This is a genomic window from Solitalea agri, from assembly GCF_023914155.1.
Lineage (GTDB): Bacteria > Bacteroidota > Bacteroidia > Sphingobacteriales > Sphingobacteriaceae > Solitalea > Solitalea agri.
In genome coordinates this window covers 1-16,514 of record NZ_JAMWYS010000046.1, presented here as the reverse complement: position 1 = coordinate 16,514, position 16,514 = coordinate 1, and the positions used below count along the sequence as shown (strand labels likewise).

Here is a 16,514-nt window from a genome sequence, read left to right as displayed (position 1 = left end):
ATTCTATCACGTCATTCACTCATTCATTCTTTCGATCATTATTCTAATGTAACGTCTAAGCCTAAGCCGCGTAACTCATGTACCAATACGTTAAACGATTCTGGTACGCCAGGAGTTGGAAGGTTTTCACCTTTAACAATGGCTTCGTAAGTTTTCGCACGACCAATAACGTCATCAGATTTAACAGTAAGAATTTCTTGAAGAATATTGGATGCACCGAATGCTTCAAGTGCCCAAACCTCCATCTCACCGAAACGCTGACCACCAAACTGTGCCTTACCACCCAATGGTTGTTGAGTAATAAGTGAGTAAGGACCGATCGAACGAGCGTGCATTTTATCGTCAACCATGTGACCCAATTTCAGCATGTAGATAATACCTACTGTTGTTGGCTGGTGGAAACGATCGCCTGTTAAACCATCGTATAAATACGTTCTACCTGACTCAGGAACACCCGCTTTCTTGATCCACTCTTCAACTTCCGAGTGACTGGCACCATCGAAAATTGGAGTAGCGAACTTGATACCTAACTCTTTACCAGCCCATCCTAAAATGGTCTCATAAATCTGACCCAAGTTCATACGAGAAGGTACCCCAAGCGGATTTAACACGATATCTACAGGAGTTCCGTCTTCTAAGAATGGCATATCTTCGTCGCGAACAATACGAGCAACAATACCCTTGTTACCGTGACGACCAGCCATCTTATCTCCTACTTTCAGCTTACGTTTTTTAGCAACATAAACTTTAGCCATTTGAACAATTCCTGAAGGAAGCTCGTCTCCAACGCTAATAGCGAATTTCTGACGACGATAATCTCCCAATTCCTCGTTCACTTTAATACCATAGTTGTGAAGCAACAACTTAATCTGATCGTTTTTATCTTTATCAGTTGTCCACTTATTAGGGTTGATATTCTCGTAGTTAAGTTCAACCAACATCTTCTGAGTGAATTTCACTCCTTTAGCGATCAACAATTCTTTGTAATTGTCATGAACGCCTTGAGATGTTTTACCGTTAACTAACTCGAATAATTTCTCAACTAAAGTATCTTTTAGCTTATTGTTGTTGTTGTTATGACGTGCCTCTAACTTCTCTAATTGTGCTTTTTCATCATTTTTAGATGTTTTCTTAGCACGAGAGAATAATTTGGTATCGATAACAACACCGCTGATTGATGGAGAAGCTTTCAATGAAGCATCTTTCACATCACCGGCTTTATCTCCAAAGATGGCACGTAATAATTTTTCTTCCGGTGAAGGATCAGACTCACCTTTAGGGGTGATCTTACCGATCAGAATATCGCCTTCTTTAACCTCTGCACCAATACGGATAATACCGTTTTCGTCAAGGTCTTTTGTTGCTTCTTCTGATACGTTAGGAATATCCGGAGTTAATTCTTCCTCTCCACGTTTAGTATCACGAACCTCTAATTCAAACTCTTCAATATGAAGCGATGTAAAGATATCCTCACGTGCAATACGCTCAGAAATCACAATCGCATCCTCAAAGTTGAATCCTTGCCAAGGCATGAACGCTACTTTTAAGTTACGTCCTAATGCTAACTCACCATTTTGAGTTGCATATCCTTCTGTAAGTACCTGGCCTTTTTTAACCTTTTGTCCTTTTTTAACAATTGGCTTAAGGTTGATACATGTACTCTGATTCGTTTTCTTGAATTTGGTTAATGAATAAGTACGCTCGTCGCCATCAAATGATACCAAGCGATCATCATCCGTACGTTCATAACGGATTGTGATTTTGTTGGCATCAACATAAACAACCTCTCCATCACCTTCGGCATTCATCAACGTACGAGAGTCAGACGCAACACGACCTTCAAGACCTGTACCTACAATTGGAGATTCAGGACGTAATAAAGGAACCGCCTGACGCTGCATGTTCGAACCCATCAAGGCACGGTTGGCATCATCATGCTCCAAGAAAGGAATCAATGAAGCTGCAATTGAAGTAATCTGGTTAGGCGCAATATCGATAAGGTCAATTTTCTCAGGCTCAATTACCGGGAAGTCACCCTCGTAACGAGATTTAACTTTTGGAGTTAAGAAATTTCCTTTATCATCATAATTTGCGTTCGCCTGAGCAATGGTTTTACCATCCTCATCCTCAGCACTCATGTAAATAACAGGCTCATCAACCGAAACTTTACCTTCAATAACTTTACGATATGGAGTTTCGATAAAACCTAAGTTATTGATCTTAGCGTGTACACACAGAGACGAGATAAGACCAATGTTTGGCCCCTCAGGAGTCTCAATTGTACATAAACGACCGTAGTGAGTATAGTGAACGTCACGAACCTCGAAACCAGCACGCTCACGAGAAAGACCACCTGGACCTAAAGCTGAAAGACGACGTTTATGCGTAATCTCTGCTAATGGGTTAGTTTGATCCATGAACTGTGATAACTGGTTAGTTCCGAAGAACGAGTTGATCACTGATGATAATGTACGTGCGTTGATAAGGTCTGTAGGTGTAAATACCTCGTTATCGCGAATGTTCATACGCTCACGAATAGTACGAGCCATACGAGCCAAACCAACACCAAACTGTGCGTACAATTGCTCACCTACTGTACGAACACGACGGTTCGACAAGTGATCGATATCATCCACCTCAGCCTTAGCGTTGATCAAACGAATAAGGTATTTTACAATTTCGATGATATCAACTTTGGTTAACACCTTAGTATCCTCATCAGTATCTAAACCTAACTTACGATTGATACGGTAACGACCTACATCACCTAAATCGTAACGTTTATCAGAGAAGAACAAACGCTCGATAATACCACGAGCAGTTTCTTCATCAGGTGGTTCAGCATTACGTAATGCACGATAAATGTGCTCAACAGCTTCTTTTTCAGAGTTTGAAGTATCTTTTTGAAGCGTGTTATATATAATAGCATGATCAGCAGTAGTAACGTCATCTTTAGTTAAGATGATCGATTTAACACCTGCATCTATGATCAAGTCGATATGATCGTCTTCAAGGATTGTTTCACGTTCCATGATTACTTCGTTACGATCAATAGATACCACTTCACCGGTATCTTCATCTACGAAGTCTTCAACCCATTTACGTAAAACTCTGGCAGCCAAACGACGGCCAACATATTTTTTCAAACCTGATTTGCTCACCTTGACCTCATCGGCAAGGTCAAACAATTCAAGAATGTCTTTGTCAGAATCATATCCTATGGCACGCAGCAACGTAGTTACAGGGAATTTCTTCTTACGGTCAATGTAAGCGTACATCACATTGTTTACGTCAGTAGCAAACTCAATCCATGATCCTTTGAAAGGAATAACACGGGCAGAATAAAGCTTAGTTCCGTTAGTGTGACGGCTCTGACCGAAGAATACACCTGGAGAACGGTGCAGCTGAGACACAATAACACGCTCAGCACCATTGATCACAAATGTACCTTTAGGAGTCATGTAAGGGATGGTACCTAAATACACATCCTGAACAATCGTTTCAAAATCTTCGTGCTCCGGATCAGTACAATACAACCTAAGCTTGGCCTTTAAAGGTACGCTATAGGTTAAACCACGTTCAATACATTCTTGAATATCGTAACGAGGCGGATCAATGAAATAATCCAAAAACTCAAGCACGAAAATGCCACGAGAGTCGGAAATAGGGAAGTTTTCGCTGAATACTTTAAACAAGCCTTCTGTATGACGATCATCGGCAGTGGTGTCCAATTGGAAAAATTGTTGGAATGATTCCAATTGCACATCCAGAAAATCCGGATAATCCAATACATGTTTACTTGTAGCGAAACTTACTCTTTGCGAATTATTAGTGTTGTTTGCCAAGGGAATAAAGTTTGAGAGTGAAAACTATTAAAGGTTTCAAACATCGTTTAAAACATTGATAACGCACTCATTATCAATGAATTCGCGTAAATTTAATTAAACTTATAAAAACAGGAATAGACTCCCCCTTTTGGGAAGAGTCTCATCCTGTAATATGTGAATTAAGTAATTACTTAATTTCAACTTTAGCTCCAGCTTCTTCTAATTGCTTTTTCAAAGCTTCAGCTTCGTCTTTAGCAACACCTTCTTTTAAAGGTTTAGGAGCACCGTCTACTAAGTCTTTAGCTTCTTTCAAACCTAAGCCAGTTAAATCTTTAACCAATTTAACAACTGCTAATTTTTGACCTCCTGCGTCAGCAAGAATTACATCAAAAGAAGTTTTTTCTTCTTCTACAGCAGCAGCAGCAGCACCACCAGCTACCATTACAGGTGCAGCAGCAGCAGGCTCAATACCGTACTCGTCTTTTAAAATTTGAGCAAGCTCGTTAACTTCTTTAACTGTTAAGTTTACTAGTTGTTCAGCAAACGCTTTCAAATCTGCCATCTTTATAAAAATTTGATAGTTTAAATACTAAGTTAATTATTCTATAAGCACTCTAATGGCAGCTTATTCGCCTCTTTCTGATAATGTTTTAAGGATACCAGCCAATTTACCACCTTCTGATTTAAGAGCCGAAATAACGTTCTTAGCAGGAGATTGTAATAAACCAATGATATCACCAATAAGCTCTTGACGAGATTTGATCGCCGTAAGCGTATCTAACTGATTGTCGCCAACAAAGAAAGCTTGTTCAATTGAAGCACCTTTCAAAATTGGTTTCTCAGCACCTTTTTCACTGCGTAATTCTTTGATCAATTTAGCAGGAATGTTTCCAGTATTAGAAAACATAACGCCAGACGTACCTTTTAGTGCAGCGAATAATGGGCTGTAATCAACACCAGTAGCTTCCATTGCCTTACGAATAAGGGAATTTTTAGCTACCTGAAACTTAATGTCTCTTTCGAAACATTTTTTTCTGATCGCGTTAATCTTAGCAACAGTTAGATTTGAAGTGTCGGTAATGTAAAAAGTACCGTACGTTTCCATCTTTTCTTTAAGATCGAGAACGATTACATTTTTTTCTTCTCTGTTCATGTCTTAGATTCCCGCTACAGATTTAGTTTCAACATGAATGCCCGCACTCATTGTGCTTGACAAGTGAATACTTTTAAAGTAAGTACCTTTAGCTGCTGAAGGTTTTAAACGAGAAATTGTTTGAATTACTTCTAACGCATTTTCGTAAATTTTCTCAGGTGCAAATGATACCTTACCTACTGAGGTATGAATGATACCGGTTTTATCAACTTTGAAGTCAATTTTACCACCTTTAACATCAGTTACTGCTTTACCAACTTCGTTAGTAACAGTACCTGACTTAGGATTTGGCATCAAGTTACGTGGACCTAAAACTCGGCCTAACTTACCTACTTTAGCCATACAAGCAGGAGTGGTGATGATGATATCAACATCAGTCCAACCTTGCTCAATCTTAGTAATATAATCATCCAAGCCTACGAAATCCGCACCGGCCTCTTTAGCTTCCTGTTCTTTGTCTGGAGTACATAATACTAAAACGCGAACAGTTTTACCGGTACCGTGTGGCAACACAGCGATACCTCTCACCATTTGATTAGCTTTACGTGGGTCTACACCCAAACGAATATCTAAATCAACAGAAGCGTCGAACTTGGTAGTGGTGATCTGTTTTACTAAGGCAGAGGCTTCCTGTAGAGAGTAAGCTTTATCTTTCTCCAACAGGGATAGTACTTTTTTGCGATTTTTTGTTAATCTTGCCACTGTTTTACCCTTAATAATTTAATAATTTAATTAAAATGGACGTTCACCTGATACGGTGATACCCATACTGCGTGCAGTACCAGCAACCATTGACATTGCTGATTCGATTGTAAACGCGTTTAAGTCAGGCATTTTATCTTCTGCAATGGTACGTACTTGATCCCAAGATACCGATGCAACTTTTTTACGGTTAGGCTCAGCCGAACCGCTTTTAAGTTTGGTAACTTCCAATAACTGAATTGCTACTGGAGGAGTTTTGATGATAAAATCAAACGACTTATCGGCATAAACTGTAATTACAACCGGAAGTACTTTACCAGGTTTATCCTGGGTTCTAGCATTAAACTGCTTACAGAACTCCATGATATTCACCCCTTTAGCACCTAATGCAGGTCCTACTGGAGGAGAAGGATTGGCAGCACCACCTTTGATTTGTAATTTAACAAGCGCACTAACTTCTTTTGCCATGTCTCGTTTGTTAATTAAGAAATGTTAAACAATTGTGGAAGCAATAAGTAACATTTATAACTCACTAATATAAAATTAATGAGGCGCAAAGGTAAACCTTTTGCGCCACATTATCAAATATTTATGATTATTCTTTTTCTACTTGCATGTAGTTCAACTCAAGTGGGGTTCTTCTTCCGAAAATTTTAACCATCACTTTAAGTTTCTTCTTCTCTTCATTCACCTCTTCAATAACTCCTGTAAAGCCATTGAACGGTCCATCCATCACTTTTACGTTCTCACCAACATAATATGGAACACCTGTTGTTTCTCCTTGAGTGGTTATCTCATCAACTGTTCCTAAAATACGGTTAACTTCTGATTGACGGAGAGGAATTGCGGTTCCGTCTTTATCACCTAAGAAACCAATAACACTGTTAATATTTTTAATAACGTGTTCAAGCTCGCCATCGAGTTGAGCTTCAATAAGTACATATCCAGGAAAAAAGTTACGCTCTTTGGCAATTTTCTTACCATTACGCATCTGATAAACTTTTTCCATAGGAATAAGCACCTGCGGTACAAGGTGATTGATGCCCAAACGGTTAATTTCGGCTTCAAGATATTGTTTTACCTTCTTTTCCTTTCCGCTAACGGCTCTTACTACGTACCATTTTAATTGATCACTCATCCCTATCTCCTAAATTAAGCGAACAAATTATAAAAAGATCCGAGTAATGCCTGACCGAATGCTTCGTCCATTGCAAATACAACAACAGCTAAAATTCCTGAAGCTACAAGAACTACCATTGCGCTATTGAACAATTCAGAAGCTGTAGGCCATGTTACATGATTCAACAACTCGCTCTTAGATTCTTTGATGTATTCTACTACCTTGCTCATTTAAACTACGTTATTAGATACAATAAATGGTTAATAGAATTTTTACCGGTTTCTGTTGAATTTAAAAGAAACCAATAGAAAACTATTAACCTATTATTTCGCACGGGTGGAGAGATTCGAACTCCCATCAACGGTTTTGGAGACCGCTATTCTACCCTTGAACTACACCCGTGTAAAAACAACAGCAATTAGCGAACTAACGCTGTTGTTTATATTTTATGTTAATTACTTAACGATTTCAGTTACCTGACCAGCACCTACGGTACGACCACCTTCGCGGATAGCGAAACGAAGACCTTTTTCCATAGCGATTGCGCTGATTAATTTAACGTTGATTGTAACGTTATCACCTGGCATTACCATTTCTACTCCTGGCTCAAGTGTAATTTCACCTGTAACGTCAGTTGTACGGAAATAGAATTGAGGACGGTATTTGTTGAAGAATGGAGTGTGACGACCACCTTCAGCTTTGCTCAATACGTAGATCTCAGCTTTGAAATCAGCGTGAGGAGTTACTGAATTTGGTTTCACGATAACCATACCACGACGGATATCAGTTTTCTCAATACCACGTAACAATAAACCTACGTTATCACCAGCTTCACCGTAATCTAAGATTTTACGGAACATCTCAACACCAGTTACAGTTGATTTCAAATCTTCTGCACCCATACCAATGATTTGTACTGGGTCACCTGAGTTGATCACACCGCGCTCAATACGACCAGTTGCTACAGTACCACGACCAGTGATCGAGAATACGTCTTCAACAGGCATCAAGAAAGGAAGATCTTTCAAACGTGGTGGAACTGGAATGAATGTATCTACTGCATTCATTAATTCCATGATGGTAGCTACCCATTTAGCATCACCGTTCAAACCTCCAAGAGCAGAACCGCGAATAACTGGAGTGTTGTCACCATCAAATTCGTAGAATGATAATAACTCACGAATTTCCATTTCAACTAGGTCTAACAATTCTGGATCGTCAACCATGTCTACTTTGTTCATAAACACTACAATTTTAGGAACCCCTACCTGACGAGCAAGAAGGATGTGCTCACGAGTTTGTGGCATAGGACCATCAGTAGCAGCTACTACCAAGATAGCACCGTCCATCTGAGCAGCACCAGTAACCATGTTTTTTACATAGTCAGCGTGACCTGGACAGTCAACGTGCGCATAGTGACGAGTAGCAGTAGAGTACTCAACGTGTGCGGTGTTAATAGTAATACCACGCTCTTTTTCTTCAGGAGCAGAGTCGATAGAATCGAATGAACGAGCTTCTGACAAACCTGCATCTGCTAATACTTTAGTGATAGCGGCAGTCAAGGTAGTTTTACCGTGGTCAACGTGACCGATTGTTCCAATGTTCAAGTGTTCTTTGGAACGGTCAAATTTTTCTTTTGCCATTTTATTTTATACTTAATGTAGTTTTATAAATTGATTAAAAATTAGACTAAACTAATTCAGAGCCTTTGGGGGGAATTGAACCCCCGACCTCATCCTTACCAAGGATGCACTCTACCCCTGAGCTACAAAGGCCTCGCCTAACAATCAAAGGTTAACCGCTAGTGGTATCTTTCATTAAAAAGAAACTCTAACTGTTAACGATATTGATTACAAGAGAGCGGGAGACGAGGCTCGAACCCGCGACCTACAGCTTGGAAGGCTGTCGCTCTACCAACTGAGCTACTCCCGCTTGTAATTTTGTTTTTAGAAGCTAAATGGTTGATCTTGACTTGCAAAATCAACCATCTACCTAATTGTTAGCGTGGGGAGAGAAGGATTCGAACCTTCGAAACCGAAGTAACGGATTTACAGTCCGTCCCATTTGACCGCTCTGGAACCTCCCCATCAGAAACAAAACTTTGCTTCTTTTGAGCCTCCTATCGGAATCGAACCAATGACCTACTGATTACAAGTCAGTTGCTCTACCAGCTGAGCTAAGGAGGCTTAATTTTGCTATTTAAAAGAACTTATTTTGTTTCTTTATCCGCTTAACATTTCTGTTTTGTTAAGGGATTGCAAATGTACAAATTTTTATACTCTGTCAAAATTTATTTTAAAATATTTTTTGTTTGAGTTCAGATTAATAAAAAGTGGGTTAAATAGCCCTAAAATCTGATTTTTGTACCTTCAAAGAACATTGCCGAAGCGGCTGCAAAAGTAATATTTTAACCCAAATAGCAAGAATATTTTTAGTTTTTTTTCTGATGATTTCTCTTTGCATTTGATAGTCAGGTAGAAATATTTCAAAGCAAATTAAAAGATAGCCGAACACCCCCATCATTTAGTCCCAAATCCATCAATAAAAAAATCTAAAAACAAACAAAGCCGATGGGTGTTCCATCGGCCTTTCATTGCTTGTTTTATTAATTATCTTAAAACTCCGGCTCAAGTTCAACTGGTGAATTGGCTTTTCCTAAATGAGTTTTTAATTTTTCTTTATGTTTCTTTAATTGTTTTGCCAAGGATTCAACCGCAATATCGGTAGCTTCCTCAAATGTTTGGCATTGTTCTTTAACAAATAAATCTTTCCCAGGAATATTAATTTTAATTTCTACAATCTTGTTCGCATCATCTTCAGCTTTATCAAGCCTCAAAAAAACATCTCCGTCTATCACATGATCAAAAAATGAGTCTAACTTATCCAATTTACGTTGAATAAAGTCAATCAATTTAATGTCTGCATTGAAACGAATGGATTGCACACGAATTTTCATAAATCCTCCTTTTTTTTGTTAGGCCCTGGGATGGGCTTGTTTATAAATAGATTTTAATCGTTCAGTGGTATTATGTGTATACACCTGAGTGGCGGCCAAACTACTGTGGCCTAAGAGTTCTTTAATTGCATTTAGTTCAGCCCCTTTATTCAATAAATGAGTGGCAAATGAATGCCTTAAAACATGAGGGCTTTTCTTTTTTATAGTGGCTACGTGTGTAAGACAATTGTTAACTAAGTTGTAAACATACTTCGGATATAACTGTTCTCCTTTATTAGTAACGAACAGGCATCCGCTATTGTTATCAAATCCTTCTGATTTTTTAACAATTACGTAATCTGAAATTAAACTTCCAAATGATTTTGTAATAGGAATCATTCTTTCCTTATTTCTTTTACCTAATACTTTAATAGTGAGGTTGAAAAAATCTACATCGGCATGGTTTAGGTTGATTAACTCCGATAAACGAATACCGGTTTGATAAAACATTTCAACGATAAGTTTATCCCGCGTACCTGAAAATCCTTCTCCAAAATCTACATTATTTAAAAGTTGTTCCATTGAAACCTCCTCAACTACCACAGGGAGACGCTTTTCCTTTTTAGGAGCTTGCGCTTTTAGAACAGGATTAGAATTAATAAAACTTTCGCGATAAAGAAACTTGAAATAGGTACGTAAAGTAGATAACTTTCGATTTATTGTGGCCGAACTTTGCTTATTATCCATCAGCTCAACCATCCACGACCGGATTATAGGGTGTGTTACTTCAGCAGGATTATTGATTTCGTATTGAGTGAGAAAGGCACAAAATTGCTCAATATCATTTTTGTAAGATGTTATTGTATGGGAAGAGTAACGTTTTTCAAACTCAAGGTATCGGAAGAAACTTTCGAAATGCATCAAAAAAAATGGTCGTATATTTCAGATGAATATACGACCATTGATATGTAATTGCAAAAAGAATTACAGATTCTCTTGCTGAAGTGTTTGCTTGTAAATAGCTTTCTTAACAACATTACGACGTGCTACAGAATGCTTTTCAAAGGCTTGGCGGCTTCTAAGTTCGCGCAAAACACCAGTCTTTTCAAACTTCTTTTTAAAACGCTTAAGCGCCTTATCAATTGCTTCGTTTTCTTTTACGTTAATGATAATCATACCCTTGATATACCTCCTTTCAGTGGGATGACAAAGGTAAGACAAATAAGCTGATTATCAAACTATTTTTAAATTACTTTTTCAACTACTTGCTGCCTTAATTGCAGACTGGATAAGCCTTGCATTATAAAATATTGCGCAAAGCCGTAAGTTATCATTACCACTATTCCTAAAGTTGCGCTCGGAGAAACAAATTGATTAACCGCAAGTGTTGTATCAGAGATTAAAAAAAGAGCCGCACCAATGTAAATGGCGTTAAAATTGGCAGTTTCAATTCCTCCCTGTAAGGCTATAGCTGCAATTGCCATCGTTGAAATAACTATCGCATAAACAATTACTGGTGCCATCATCGGCCCTAAATGAGGTATAATTTTAAAGATCAAAATTCCCGCGACTATCAATACTGGTATTCCTAAAAACAATTTATTCTTATTTACCCCTGAAAACAATATACGTTTTGCAATTCTCCTAAAAACAATGATATAGCATACATGAGCTGTTAAAAAACTAATTAAACCAGCAATGAAAAAATAAAACCCAGGCGCTTTAGAAGAATCATCTGCAAACAGCAAGGCAATATCACCTAACCACGAAAACAAAAAAGCTAAATAAGTAATTCTTCGAATTGGCTGATTTTGTTCATTAGTGTTTAACGAGAAAATCCAAGCCAGAAAAACCATTATTAAAGGCTTTGCGATATATCTTAACTCTATAAACTGTAAATAATTGGCAGCTATGGTAAGTATCACCGATAAGAAAAATAAAATTGTTAGAACTCTCTTCATAAATTGATTGATTTAATAGACCTAAAATAAATGAAAAAGCCAGACTTTCAAGCCTGGCTTTTAGTAGAATAATTAAAGTACCGTTAGTCGTTTAACACTTCCCTGGAAATAACTATCTTTTGTATTTCAGAGGTTCCCTCTCCTATTGTACAAAGCTTAGCATCACGATAATATTTTTCGGCTGGAAAGTCTTTTGTATAGCCGTAGCCACCAAATATTTGGACAGCTTCATTAGCTGTTCGAACAGCCACTTCCGAAGCGTAATACTTAGCCATTGCCGATTGTTTGGTTACTTTCTCTCCCCTATTCTTTAAATCCGCGGCCCTATGAATCAACAACTCAGCGGCATCAATTTCTGTAGCCATATCAGCCAATTTGAATGCAATAGCCTGAAATTCGCAAATCGGTTTTCCAAACTGCTGGCGTTGTTTCGAATAGTTTTTGGCGGCATTAAATGCTCCTTTGGCAATTCCCAATGCTAATGCAGCAATAGATATCCGACCTCCGTCTAAAATCTTCATTGCTTGTTTGAAACCCTCACCCTCAACTCCTAATAAATTATCCTTATGAACACGTACATTATCTAAAATCAACTCAGTGGTTTCAGAAGCACGCATACCCAATTTATTCTCTTTTTTACCATGAGTAAAGCCGGGAGTGCCCTTTTCAATTACAAAGGCCGATACTCCGTTTGAATCACCTGATTTACCTGTACGGGTCATAACAACCGCAACATTACTTGATTTACCATGGGTAATCCAGTTTTTGCTGCCATTAATTATATAATAATCTCCATCTCGAACAGCGGTAGAGTTCATGCGCAGAGCGTCAGACCCGGTATTTGCCTCGGTTAACCCCCATGCTCCTATCCATTCGGCAGATGCGAGTTTAGGTAACCACCGTTGCTTTTGCTCCTCATTAGCGAACTGAAGAATATGCCCGGTACAAAGCGAATTATGTGCTGCTACCGATAAGCCGATTGAACCGCACACTTTTGCGATTTCTTCAATGATGGCCACATATTCAAAATAACCCAAACCAGCACCTCCATACTGTTCAGGAACGAGCACTCCCATTATTCCCAATTCTCCCATTTGTTTAAAAAGTTCTACAGGAAAATACTGACTCTCATCCCAGTCCATCACATTGGGCAAAATATTCTTTACAGCAAAGTCTCTGGCCATTTCCCTTACCAACCGTAGGTTTTCGGAGGATAGGTTCATGGTTGAATCAAAAGTTAAATCGGTCATCATAAGGTTATATATAAAAGGTTATTGATAATTGACGAGAGAAATTATTCTGTCAGAATGAGGCAACAATCTTTCCCTTCCTTTTAAAAAATCAAGTTCCACCAAAAAAGAGATCGCTCCCACTTTAGCTCCCAACTTTTCAATCAATTTAGCAGCCGCATCAATTGTTCCACCAGTAGCCAATAAATCATCATGAATCAGCACAATTTTTCCTTCTTCAATCGCATCAGCATGAACCTCAAGAGTAGCTTGGCCATATTCAAGATTATAAGCTTGTTCAATTGTTTTGTAAGGAAGTTTCCCTTTCTTTCTGATCGGGACAAACGGTACGTTTAGTTTATGCGCTATCATCATGCCAAATAAAAAACCACGACTTTCAATTGCTGCAACTTCATCAATTTTAACACCATTAAGCCTTTTTACATATTCTTCGGCAATATCATTGCAGAGTCCAGGATGTTTTAATATTGGTGTGATGTCTTTAAAAACGATCCCTGGTTTTGGAAAGTCATTAACATCTCTAATTACAGCCTTAATTTGTTGTTCAATTGTCATGATTTTGATTAATGATTATATACCGAATTTACAAAAATGCCTGTCATAAGACAGGCATTATAAAACTTTGTATATAGTTAAATCCAACGTTCTAAATAAAACCAGTTTTTACTCGAACAATAAATAAGGGGTTAATTTGGTCAAAACCGCTTTATCGAGAACTACAGCTTGTAACAGATCTTCACTTTTTAAGAACTTACCATGTTGCTTTCGATAATTTAACACCGTATTGATTTGTTTGTAACTCCAATAGGGATACCTTTTAAGGTCATTAAACGAAGCGTTATTGATATTAACCTTTTGAATCAGGGCTGAATTAACGAATACCTTATCTATTATTGCAAGAAATAATACCGAATCTAAGCCGTATACTTCCTTAAGTTGTTCTTTCGAATGGAAACCTCCAAGTCGGTTTCTATATTTTAAAATCCGATTTGCAAAAGTTGGCCCAATACCTTTTAAAGTAATTAACTCAGTAGAGTCAGCAGCATTTAACTCTATTGGTTTTGTTATAAGAATGGATGATTTGGGAGGCCCATCGACTTTATAGCTGTTTGAAGAAGATTTAGAATGATTGTCTATTACAATATAAGGTTCTAATCTTGTGTAATCTTTCTCTGTTATGGAATAGATCTTTTTTAAATCCTCCTTCTTTCTGAACTCCCCTCCTTTATGAACATAATTAATAATTACACGGGCTTGCTTTTCAGTTAAACCCATGCTTAGCCATTCATTTAATTGTAGATTATTAGGATTAAAGAGTTTTAGCTCAATTTCAGCACTTTTTAATTCATTTGAATTAATTTTCTTGAAGACATGATTATTTGAATTCTGCATTTTACTCTTTTCAAATTGAGCTATTTCTCTCTCAAATTCAGTAAAATCAATTGGTGGCTCTCTGAAAATCCTTTCCTTTAAAAAGTTTAATCCAATGACAATCAAACTAATAACAGCTAAAACCAATAAGCCATTTTGTTCCTTTTTTGAGAAGGAAATCCATAGATTGTAGATGTTTTTCATACAGAAAAATTAAAGTATAATTCACAATTTTCAAACTTTAAAGAAAGTCTCAAATAAGTATCTTTAGCGAATAGCAATATTTAAAAACCTAAATCTTATTTTTGCGGATTAAACCTTAAATGGAAAAAATGAAGTTAATCACGAAAAATGAGTTCGCGAAGGCAACAAAACTGGATAAGCTGAAAATGCCTGGCCTGGCCGAACTAGTGATGGAGTTGACCAAGATTAACAAAGTAAATAGAATTTTTGCCGAAAATATTGATAAACAAGGACTTGATTTTATTGACGGGGTACTTGAAGATATCGGTGTTACTATTGAATTTGACGAAGATGATCTGAAGAACATTCCGAAAGAAGGTGGTTTTATAGCTTTGGCTAATCATCCATATGGAGGTGTGGAAGGGTTAATTTTGGTGAAACTGCTTTGCATGGTTCGGCCGGAAGCTAAAGTAATGGCTAATTTCTTACTTAAGAAAATACCAAATATTTCGGATTACTTTATTGGTGTAAACCCCTTTGAAAACGTTAAAAGCGTTTCGAGCATGGCTGGAATGAAGCTAACCATGGAGAAATTGAAAGAAAATATTCCGGTTGGTATTTTTCCAGCTGGTGAAGTCTCTACTTATAATGCAGAAGCACAAACCATCACCGATAAAAAGTGGTCTCCTATAGTTGGGAAATTAATAACAAAGGCACAATTACCGGTTGTTCCAATTTATTTCCATGGAAATAATGGTGTTTTATTCCATTTACTTGGTTTAATACACCCTTCACTTCGAACAGTAAAACTCCCATCGGAGCTCTTCAATAAAAAAGGTACTACGATAAAGTTAAGAATCGGAAAACCGATAATGCCTGCTGAATATAATGCGTTTAATACGCCAGAAAAATCATTAAAATATTTAAGGGCCCGAACCTATGCATTAAATTCGAGTTTCGAAACGGATGTTAACCGGTTTTTCGTAAAAGACCTCTTTAGTGTTTTAAAAAAACCTGAGGATATTGTTGAGGCTACTGAACAGCATTTGCTTGAACAAGATGTAGCTCAAATCAAAGAAGAAGCATTAGTTTATACCGAGAAAAACTACGAAGTATACATCGCCAAAACCCAACAAATCCCGAACATTATAAGGGAAATTGGACGTTTACGTGAGATTACTTTCCGTCATGTAGGCGAAGGAACCAACAAAAAAATTGACTTGGATGAATTCGATCTGTATTACAGGCATTTATTCATTTGGGACAAAGAAGCTAAAAAGATTGTAGGAGCTTATCGTATTGGACGTGGAAATGATATTTTTTATGCCTACGGAAAAAAAGGCTTCTACATCAACACATTGTTCAATATTAAAGATCAAATGAACAACGTGCTTAAACATTCACTAGAGTTAGGCCGTTCGTTCATTGTTAAAGAGTACCAACAGAAACCTCTTCCATTATTCTTACTATGGAAAGGAATCAGTAGTTATGTTCTTAAACATCCTGAATTTCAGTATTTAATTGGCCCGGTTAGTATTAGTAGCAATTTCTCTAACCTTTCGCAATCATTGATCATTGATTTTATTACCAAGAATTTTTATGATCACACCTTAGCACAGTACGTTTCACCTAAAACAAAGTTTAAGGTAACACATACAAATGTTGATACAGATGTATTAATTGAACAATTCAGCTCACTTAAATCATTGGATGCATTAATTTCGGAGATTGAAATAAGCAATAGTAAAATGCCGGTTCTTCTACGACAGTATATCCAACTTAATGCGAAGATCATTTGTTTCAATATCGATCCAAAATTTGAAAATTCACTCGATGGATTTTTGGTATTGAATCTAAAAGATATTCCAGTAGAAAAAATGGAAAAGCTTTCACAAGGAGTTTAGAAAAGGATTTAAGAATTGAGATTTGAGATAATGAAAAAACTAAAGAGGCTGTCTCAAAAGGGGCAGCCTTTTTAGTTGCCGAGAATTGACTGTATATTTTTTGATTGA

16 protein-coding genes and 5 tRNA genes are annotated in these 16,514 nt (G+C 37.4%); 1 reads left to right on the top strand and 20 read right to left on the bottom strand.

The window, feature by feature from the left end:
- Positions 1-38 precede the first annotated feature (38 nt).
- The 20 genes from rpoB to NF867_RS13450 all read right to left on the bottom strand — a co-directional run bounded on the left by rpoB (position 39) and on the right by NF867_RS13450 (position 14,523).
- Positions 39-3,845 carry a DNA-directed RNA polymerase subunit beta gene (gene rpoB, locus NF867_RS13545; RefSeq protein WP_252588561.1) on the bottom strand — a complete coding sequence of 1,269 codons (3,807 nt, stop codon included), beginning with the start codon at positions 3,843-3,845 and terminating at the stop codon, positions 39-41.
- Between the two features lie 169 nt (positions 3,846-4,014).
- Positions 4,015-4,389, bottom strand: coding sequence for a 50S ribosomal protein L7/L12 (rplL, locus tag NF867_RS13540; RefSeq protein WP_252588559.1), 375 nt, complete (start codon positions 4,387-4,389; stop codon positions 4,015-4,017).
- A gap of 63 nt (positions 4,390-4,452) precedes the next feature.
- Positions 4,453-4,980: a 50S ribosomal protein L10 gene (gene rplJ / locus NF867_RS13535; RefSeq protein ID WP_252588557.1), complete on the bottom strand. Its 528-nt coding sequence runs from the start codon at positions 4,978-4,980 to the stop codon at positions 4,453-4,455.
- 3 nt (positions 4,981-4,983) lie between these two features.
- A complete protein-coding gene (gene rplA / locus NF867_RS13530) occupies positions 4,984-5,682 on the bottom strand; it encodes a 50S ribosomal protein L1 (protein ID WP_252588556.1) in 699 nt (232 codons plus the stop codon).
- 30 nt (positions 5,683-5,712) lie between these two features.
- The gene (rplK, locus tag NF867_RS13525; RefSeq protein WP_252588554.1) at positions 5,713-6,150 is read right to left on the bottom strand and encodes a 50S ribosomal protein L11; all 438 of its coding nucleotides are present in this window, start codon (positions 6,148-6,150) and stop codon (positions 5,713-5,715) included.
- Positions 6,151-6,277: 127 nt separating this feature from the next.
- Positions 6,278-6,820 carry a transcription termination/antitermination protein NusG gene (nusG, locus tag NF867_RS13520; RefSeq protein WP_252588552.1) on the bottom strand — a complete coding sequence of 181 codons (543 nt, stop codon included), beginning with the start codon at positions 6,818-6,820 and terminating at the stop codon, positions 6,278-6,280.
- A gap of 14 nt (positions 6,821-6,834) precedes the next feature.
- Positions 6,835-7,032 (bottom strand): preprotein translocase subunit SecE, encoded by a 198-nt coding sequence (gene secE, locus NF867_RS13515; protein WP_252588550.1) that lies wholly within the window; start codon positions 7,030-7,032, stop codon positions 6,835-6,837.
- Between the two features lie 101 nt (positions 7,033-7,133).
- A tRNA-Trp gene (locus NF867_RS13510) sits at positions 7,134-7,204 on the bottom strand.
- Positions 7,205-7,257: 53 nt separating this feature from the next.
- A complete protein-coding gene (tuf, locus tag NF867_RS13505; protein ID WP_103787696.1) occupies positions 7,258-8,445 on the bottom strand; it encodes an elongation factor Tu in 1,188 nt (395 codons plus the stop codon).
- A gap of 60 nt (positions 8,446-8,505) precedes the next feature.
- A tRNA-Thr gene (locus tag NF867_RS13500) sits at positions 8,506-8,577 on the bottom strand.
- A gap of 84 nt (positions 8,578-8,661) precedes the next feature.
- Positions 8,662-8,734: transfer RNA gene (locus NF867_RS13495), tRNA-Gly, on the bottom strand.
- Positions 8,735-8,807: 73 nt separating this feature from the next.
- Positions 8,808-8,888: transfer RNA gene (locus NF867_RS13490), tRNA-Tyr, on the bottom strand.
- Positions 8,889-8,915: 27 nt separating this feature from the next.
- Positions 8,916-8,988: transfer RNA gene (locus NF867_RS13485), tRNA-Thr, on the bottom strand.
- Positions 8,989-9,416: 428 nt separating this feature from the next.
- The gene (gene hpf / locus NF867_RS13480) at positions 9,417-9,758 is read right to left on the bottom strand and encodes a ribosome hibernation-promoting factor, HPF/YfiA family (RefSeq protein ID WP_252588546.1); all 342 of its coding nucleotides are present in this window, start codon (positions 9,756-9,758) and stop codon (positions 9,417-9,419) included.
- 18 nt (positions 9,759-9,776) lie between these two features.
- Positions 9,777-10,658 (bottom strand): site-specific tyrosine recombinase/integron integrase, encoded by an 882-nt coding sequence (xerA, locus tag NF867_RS13475; protein ID WP_252588544.1) that lies wholly within the window; start codon positions 10,656-10,658, stop codon positions 9,777-9,779.
- A 63-nt stretch (positions 10,659-10,721) separates the two neighbouring features.
- On the bottom strand, positions 10,722-10,913 hold the full coding sequence (gene rpsU, locus NF867_RS13470; RefSeq protein WP_103787699.1) for a 30S ribosomal protein S21: 192 nt from the start codon (positions 10,911-10,913) through the stop codon (positions 10,722-10,724).
- A gap of 68 nt (positions 10,914-10,981) precedes the next feature.
- Positions 10,982-11,698, bottom strand: a complete 717-nt coding sequence (locus tag NF867_RS13465) for a lysoplasmalogenase (RefSeq protein WP_252588542.1) — start codon at positions 11,696-11,698, stop codon at positions 10,982-10,984.
- An 83-nt stretch (positions 11,699-11,781) separates the two neighbouring features.
- The gene (locus NF867_RS13460; RefSeq protein WP_252588540.1) at positions 11,782-12,921 is read right to left on the bottom strand and encodes an acyl-CoA dehydrogenase family protein; all 1,140 of its coding nucleotides are present in this window, start codon (positions 12,919-12,921) and stop codon (positions 11,782-11,784) included.
- A gap of 48 nt (positions 12,922-12,969) precedes the next feature.
- Positions 12,970-13,503, bottom strand: coding sequence for an adenine phosphoribosyltransferase (locus NF867_RS13455; protein WP_252588538.1), 534 nt, complete (start codon positions 13,501-13,503; stop codon positions 12,970-12,972).
- A 108-nt stretch (positions 13,504-13,611) separates the two neighbouring features.
- A complete protein-coding gene (locus NF867_RS13450; protein WP_252588537.1) occupies positions 13,612-14,523 on the bottom strand; it encodes a ComEA family DNA-binding protein in 912 nt (303 codons plus the stop codon).
- A 128-nt stretch (positions 14,524-14,651) separates the two neighbouring features.
- Between NF867_RS13450 and NF867_RS13445 the strand changes: the two genes are divergently transcribed.
- On the top strand, positions 14,652-16,406 hold the full coding sequence (locus NF867_RS13445; protein ID WP_252588535.1) for a lysophospholipid acyltransferase family protein: 1,755 nt from the start codon (positions 14,652-14,654) through the stop codon (positions 16,404-16,406).
- The last annotated feature ends 108 nt before the right edge of the window (positions 16,407-16,514 follow it).